This is a genomic window from bacterium, from assembly GCA_026708055.1.
Taxonomy (GTDB): domain Bacteria; phylum Actinomycetota; class Acidimicrobiia; order Acidimicrobiales; family CATQHL01; genus VXNF01.
In genome coordinates, this window is the sequence record JAPOVS010000049.1 from 1 (window position 1) to 6,794 (window position 6,794).

Below are 6,794 nucleotides of genomic sequence, written 5' to 3' on the forward strand. Positions count from 1 at the left end.
CGCGCTGAGCTGCGAGCCCAGATTGGGGTACACCACCTCGGCCGCCGAGTACCCGACACCTGGATCCGGGGCCGTCGACCCGCCCGGATCCAGCGGCGAGTCAGGCAGCAGGCCGTCGGTTGCATCGTCACCGGCGTCCGGCGTCTGTGAAAGATCGTTCCCAGGGGTCTGCGCTGCGACCGGCGTCACCGTTGCCAGCAGGGTCAACGACACCGCTGCCGCGAGCACCGACCAGAATAGACGGCGGGGCTTTCGGAGAGTCAAGGCAGCCTGCACAGGATCAAGGTAGCAGGGGGGTGTGTTCTACAACTCTGCGATGCACGGTGAAATCTTAGCTTCTGTCCCCCCCCCCCCCCACAACCCCACCACTTAAAGGGACGCCCCCGACGGTATGCTGGCACGCATGGCCGCCGCCGCAGAAGCAGCCGCCTCTTCCGCAGAACCGGAGCCGCCTGGCTTGCCGAAACAGCAAGGCCCCCTCGATGGCGTCCCGGCCGCGCAGCGGCGCATCCTCGCAATGCTCCGCACACGGGCCGCAGGGGCCACCCCCGCCCTCATCGCCGCCGAAACCGGCCTGTCGCTCCCGCATGTGCGCCGCAGCCTGCGAGCCCTGCGGACCGCCAGGCTCGCCTCCGACTCCGCCACGACAGTCATGTGGGGATACCGGCCGCAGCGGATCGTCCTGTGGCGCATCGCCGCCACCGAGCGCGCCGTCGCCGCCCGCCCGCAGATGGGATGGGCTCCGCCGCCCCCCGAGAAACCCCCGACAACCGTCCCCGCAGAGTTCTGGTGGCTGTTCTGGTCCGGGACGTGCGCCTCTGAGCTGCGCATCCCCGAAGACGCCCTCCACATAGCCGACACCCTCATCGGCGGCCCCGATCCCGCCGGGCGCGCCTGGGCGCTCGAAACCCTCCCCCTCGACGCGCTCCGCGAGCTGCGCTCCATGACCGGCTACGACACCGGGTCCGCCGCCCGCCGCCTCGACTCCGCCCTCGCCCACCGCGAACGCGCACACAGCCCCGCCGCCGACCGCCGAGAGCACCCCAGCGGCAGATGAGCCCGGCAGGCGACAGCGGGAACAGGCCCGCAGCGGACCCGCTCGCCCAATATCGGCGGGTGCTCTCAGACGAGGTAAGAGCCGCATGGCCGATACTCGCCGGCGCCGTCGCCGACATCGACGGATACCTCGCCGGTGGAACAGCGCTCGCCACCCACCTGCGCCACCGCCGCTCATACGACCTCGACTACATGGCCCACCAGCCGTTCTCAGGACAGGATCTGTTCGACCGGATCGCCGCCACAGCCCGCCACGCCGTCTGCTCCCGAGCCGAACCCGACCGAATGTTCGCCTCCGTCGAGGGCGCCGCCGTCGAAGTGTTCGCCCCGCCCCGACGCGGCGAGCACCCCGGCCACGTGCGCCGCCTCGCCCCACCCTCCCGGCTCGCGGGAATGCGGATCGCCTCCCTCGCCGACCTCCTCGCCATGAAGATCGACGTCATCATGTACCGACCGAAACTACGCGACTTCATGGACCTCGCCGCAATCGACAACCACGGCCAGTTCACCCTCGAAGACGGCCTCGCACTGCACATGCAGCGATACGGCACACAACCCCACAGCACGTTCCTAGATCGGATCGTCGACCGGATCGAAACCCCGGGGCCGCTGCCCGCCGACCCCGAGTTCGCCGCCCACGCGCCGAGAGCACTCGACCACCTCGCCGCACGCGTCCCGCAGCTGCGCTCCCACATCGCCCGAACCCGCCGAGGCACCCGCGGCAGCGGCGAACCTGCCCCCCGCAGCGGGCCGGCCGGGACGCTGGCCCCGCCCCCCGCCACGCGGCCCGAATGCGGCCGCCGGACCGCCGCCGGGCGCTGCCGCAATCCGCAGCCCCCTCCCGGCGGGAAATGCGCCGCAGGCCACGAGCGACCGCGAACTTCTTAGCAGCGAACCTGCCAGTGCTCTGCCAGCAGCCGTCGAGGCCAAGCTCGGCGGCGACGAGCAGATCGACAGCGCGGCCCGGTCGCTGCTGGCGATCAGCAAAAAGGTGGACGAGCGCCGGATGGGCACGCCCTCGGCGCTGAGGTGCCGAACACCCCGCCGAGCGCATAGATCTCCTGCTTCGCCAGGTACACGAGTGGCCCGAGGCCGCGCAGCTGCCGATTGACGTTGTTGGTCGACAGCAGCGACTCCTTCGAGACGGTGAACGTGACCGTGCCGTGGGACGGGGCACTCGGATTTCGGTGTAACCGGGCGTGATGGTTTTCTGACAGATCCGGACAGGAGAATAAACAATAAGTAGTGATAAAGTGATAGCGAGTGATAAAGTGATAGCGAGTGAAAAAATGATAAGAAGTGATACCGCGTCGAGACGAAGGAGTTGACTTGGCCTCTGACAACCCGTTCCTGCCGACCTTTGGAACATCGCCTCCAGTACTGGCCGGACGAGATGACGTGGTGGCGAGATTCATTCGGGCATTCGAGCGAGGCCCGGTCCACCCCGACTACACCATGTTGATCACCGGCGTGCGGGGCGTTGGAAAGACCGTGCTGTTGAACGAGGCCGAGAACGCGGCCTTGGGACTCGGATGGCGGGTGATCTCAGTGTCGGCATCGGTCCCCGGCCTATCCCGACAAGTCACCAACGCCGCCTTGGAGCATCTGCGAGAATCCGAAGCCGGGAAGGCGCCGAGGCGCATCTCGTCGGTGAGCGTGCTGGGAGTCGGCGTGGCGTGGACAGAACAGCCAGCCACCGAAGCCGGGACCGTCGTGGATCTGCGCTCGGCGCTCACCTCGCTGGCCGAGCATCTGGCCGACGGCAACACCGGGCTCCTGCTCACCGTGGACGAATTGCAAGCCGTCGAGCGGGAGCAGGCCACCGAGTTGGCAGCAGCGGTGCAGCACATAGCACGCCGGGAATTGCTGCCCCTGGCCTTTGTCGGAGCCGCCCTGCCCGAGATCGACGAGACGCTGCTGGCCGATCGGGGGATGACCTTCTTCCAACGCTGCGCCCGAGCCCGGCTGCACCCCCTCCAACGAGGCGACACCCAAACCGCGCTGCGAACGCCGATAGCGCGCGCAGGCGGGCGCATCGACGGCGACGCCCTCGAGATCGCCGTCAACGCGTCGGGCGGGCACCCGTTCACCATCCAGCTGCTGGGCTACCACAGCTGGGAGATGGCGATGCCAGACCACCACATAACGTTCAAGCACGCCCGAGCCGGCATCGTCGAATCCGAGCAGGCAGTGCTCGATCAGATCGTCAAGCCCATCTGGAGCGGCCTATCGCCCATCGACCGCTCATTCCTGCAAGCCATGGCAATAGACGACACCGACTCGGAGGTCAACACGATCGCAACCAGAATCAGACGCTCCCCCAACTACGCCCAAACCTACCGGCGACGCCTCATCGACGCCGGCGCCATCGAACCCGCCGGCCGCGGCAAAATCCGCTTCACCCACCAATCCCTGCGCCCCTGGCTCCGCTCCCAACAGTGAGTCGGCTCCACCCTTTTCGCTCACGCCGGGCTGGCCGATAACCAGCCCAGATCACAACCCATGCCGACCCAACGGTGGCAGCGCCGGATGGGGGTGGGTCAGTCGTTGTCTTTGATGGTGATGGTGGCGGTGCCACGAGCGATGGCCGCGCCGACCGCGTCCGACAGCACCACCTCGAATGTCTCGTCGCCCTCAACAGCGCTGTCGTCGACGATCGGTATGTACAGGTAGGTGTAGAGCAGTCGCGAACCCGCGGTGAAGGTGAGGCGCCGTTCACGGCGGTCGGCGAGGTAGCCGCGGTAGTCGGCGCCGTTTTCGGCGGTGCCGTCGCGGGTGGTGATTCGCACCGTCACGGTCTGCTCGGGGGACTCGCTGAGGTACACCAGGAGTCTCAGGTTGCGGCCGTTCTCGCTCACCTGCATGTCGCGCACCGACAGGCTCGGCCCTGCCGGCAGAGGGGGCGGGGGCGGCGGGGGCCGGTCGTCGTTGGCGATGGGGATATCAATAGGCCCGCCTGCTGCCGCGATGCCGCCGGAGAGGCCCTGACCTGTGGGGGCGCGTGCGCCTGAGCCGAACGCGACCCGCACGGTGCGCTCGTCGGTGTCGCCGTTGGGTGCCGCGGTCAGAACCAGCGTCGCCTGCTGGGCGCCTGCTGCGAACGCCACCGCGGGGTTCTGGGCGCTGTGGGGATCGGCGGTGAGCAGCGTGACGTGCTCGTTGACGCCGTCGCCCTGCTTGAGCGCGAGCGTGAAGTGGGTGCCGACGGTGGCGCCCGACACCGCCAGCGGAGCGGTCGCCGTCTCGCCTGACGCGAGCGTCCGGCCCAGGGTCACGGTGATCTCGCGGCTGCCGCCGTCCTCGGCAACCGACCCGCTGCCGAGCGCCGCCAACGTCGCCGATGTGGTGTCGTCATCGGTGACGGCCACCGTTGCAGTGCCCTGTGACGAGGAGACGGTGTAGCCGCTGCCTGTGCTCACCGTCACGGTGACCGAGCCGTCGGGCTCGTCGGTGCTGTCGTCGGCGGTGGCTGCGGAGTAGGTCTTGCTGCCGCCGGTGGGGATGACGACGGTCTTGGTGCCGGTCGAGGCGCCGAAGTCGCCGGTCTGGGCGACGGCCACCGTCACGGTGAGGGCAGATGCGGGCGCGGGGGCGGCGGTGACGGTGAAGCTCGCCGGGGTGCCCTCGGTGATCCCGCTGCCCGCGGTCACGCTGATCTCCGGCGTCGCAGGAGGCGGGGGTGGGGGCGGAGGCGGCGGAGGAGGCGGAGGGGGCGGAGGCGGAGGCGGCGGGGGCGGGGTTGCGGTGTCGTCGTCGGCGACGGCGACGGTGGCTGTGCCCTGCGTGGCCGACACGGTGTAGCCGCTGCCCGGGTTCAAGGTGGCGGTGATTGTGCCGTCGGCTTCTGCGGTGCTGTCGCCGGCGGTGGCGACGGTGTGGCTGACGCTGCCCGTGGTGGGGATGACCACGGCGCGGGCGCCGACCGCGGCACCGAAGTCGCCGGTCCGGGTGACGGTGACGACCACCGCCAGCGGCGCTGCGGGAGCGGGGGCGGCGGTGACGGTGAACGATGCCGGGCTCCCCTCGGTGACGCCCGCCCCGGCGGTGACGCTGATCTGCGGGACCGCGGTCTTCGGCGTGCCGGGGGTTCCGGCCTTGCCGCGGCAGGCTTCGAGGCGGTCGAGCTCGGCGTAGATGCTCTGCCAGAGCGCGTTGGGGCCGTCGCCCTGCCAGTTCGGCGTCTGGCGGTCCGCCCGGGCCTTGAGGTCGGCGACGGTGTAGTCGTCGGTGCCTGCCATGGTGTCGTGGGCGCGGGTGAACGTGTCGACCAGGTCGGGGCGGGCCCCGCCCCACGGATCGGTGGTCTTGGCCTTGACCTCGGCCAGCAGGGCTGTGTCGGCGGTCTTGCACACCTTCGCCGGCGTCTCCGGCGGGTCGTCGTCATCGGCGACCACCAGCGTCGCCGCGGGCCGGCTCGGCGACACCGCATAGCCGCTGCCGCGGTTCAGCGACAGCGTGATCGAGCCGTCGGGCTCATCCGCGCCGTCGTCGGCCGTCGCGACCGCGTGCGCGACCGAGCCGCTGGTGGGGATCGTGATCGTCTTGGCGCCGGTCGCCGCGCCGAACTCGCCGCTTTCGATCACCGTCACGCTCACCGCGAGCGGGGCTGTGGGCGCGGGGCTGGCGCTCACGGTGAACGTCGCTGTGCCGCCCTCGGTGACGCCAGCGCCGACGCTGACGCTGACCTCCGGCGTCGCCGCGGGGGTGGGCGGTGGGCCGTCGTCATCTGAGACTGCGACCGTTGCGGCGCCCTGGGTGCCGGACACGGTGTAGCCGCTTGCTGCGTTCACGGTGAGGGTGACCGAGCCGTGCGGCTCGTCGGCGCTGTCGTCGACGGTGGCCACGGTGTGGCTGACAGTGCCGCTGATGGGGACGGTGACGGTCTTCGTGCCGGTCGTGCCCGATGCCGCGTAGTCGCCCCTCTGGGTGACGCTCACGCTGACCGCGAGCGGGGCGGCGGGCGCGGGGCTGGCGGTGACGGTGAAGCCCGCTGTGCCGCCCTCGGTGATGTTCGCTGTTGTCGCGGTGACGCTGACCTCGGGCTTCGCCGACGGCTGCTGGGACTGGGTGCCCTCGGTGGTGACGGAGACGGTCTGGCTGGACTTGGCCGCGACCGCGCTGCCCTGCTTGATGACCATGACCCGGATCTGGTAGGCCGTGCCGGCGGTGAGGCCGGTGATGACATGCGAGGTGCCGCTGCGGCGCAGTGCCTGCGGCTGCGTTTGGCCGCCGGCGTGCCAGCGCACCTCGTAGCCGTCGGCGCCGTCGGCCTCGTTCCAGGCCACGGCGATGCTGGTCTCGGTGATGTCGGAGACGACCAGCATGTTGATGCGGTCGTCGGCGGGCGCGCCGTCGTTGGCGTAGAGGATGTCCCCCGCCAGGCTGTCGAGCGCGCTGCGCGATCCCAGCGGTTGCGCGGTGGCCGACGGCACCTCGGCGCGCAGGTCGACGGCCTCGATGCCGGCGCCGAGGTCGATCCAGTCGCCGCTCAGCGGGAACCCCTCGGGCAGCTCCAGCACGATGCCCCGGTAGACGCTCAGGCTGTCGCCCAGCGGGATGTACCTGGCCCTGCGCAGCTTCGCCTCCAGCGCTCTCTCCTCTGCCGCGTTGGCGGTGGTCTGGTCCACCGCGGGGTAGGCCTTGTGGTCGTTGAGGGCCGGGTCGGTGCGGAGCCGATGCACAAAGATCGGGAACTCGGTCTGGCGGTTGAGGGCCAAGAAGTAGCCCATCGCCTCGTT

At 70.2% G+C, this 6,794-nt stretch carries 5 protein-coding genes; 3 read left to right on the forward strand and 2 right to left on the reverse strand.

Annotated features, from left to right (window positions below):
• A partial coding sequence (locus OXG55_10315; protein MCY4103636.1) for a hypothetical protein occupies positions 1 to 276 on the reverse strand: 276 nt, incomplete at its 3' end.
• Positions 277 to 517: 241 nt separating this feature from the next.
• Between OXG55_10315 and OXG55_10320 the strand changes: the two genes are divergently transcribed.
• The 3 genes from OXG55_10320 to OXG55_10330 all read left to right on the forward strand — a co-directional run bounded on the left by OXG55_10320 (position 518) and on the right by OXG55_10330 (position 3,498).
• Positions 518 to 1,057: a hypothetical protein gene (locus OXG55_10320; GenBank protein ID MCY4103637.1), complete on the forward strand. Its 540-nt coding sequence runs from the start codon at positions 518 to 520 to the stop codon at positions 1,055 to 1,057.
• Positions 1,054 to 1,944: a nucleotidyl transferase AbiEii/AbiGii toxin family protein gene (locus OXG55_10325; GenBank protein MCY4103638.1), complete on the forward strand. Its 891-nt coding sequence runs from the start codon at positions 1,054 to 1,056 to the stop codon at positions 1,942 to 1,944. Before OXG55_10320 ends, OXG55_10325 begins: the two co-directional genes overlap by 4 nt.
• Positions 1,945 to 2,355: 411 nt before the next feature.
• Positions 2,356 to 3,498 carry an ATP-binding protein gene (locus tag OXG55_10330; GenBank protein MCY4103639.1) on the forward strand — a complete coding sequence of 381 codons (1,143 nt, stop codon included), beginning with the start codon at positions 2,356 to 2,358 and terminating at the stop codon, positions 3,496 to 3,498.
• A gap of 98 nt (positions 3,499 to 3,596) precedes the next feature.
• On the opposite strand, the gene OXG55_10335 is transcribed toward OXG55_10330, so the two are convergent.
• Positions 3,597 to 6,794: fibronectin type III domain-containing protein (locus OXG55_10335; protein ID MCY4103640.1), on the reverse strand; the 3,198-nt coding region annotated here is incomplete at its 5' end.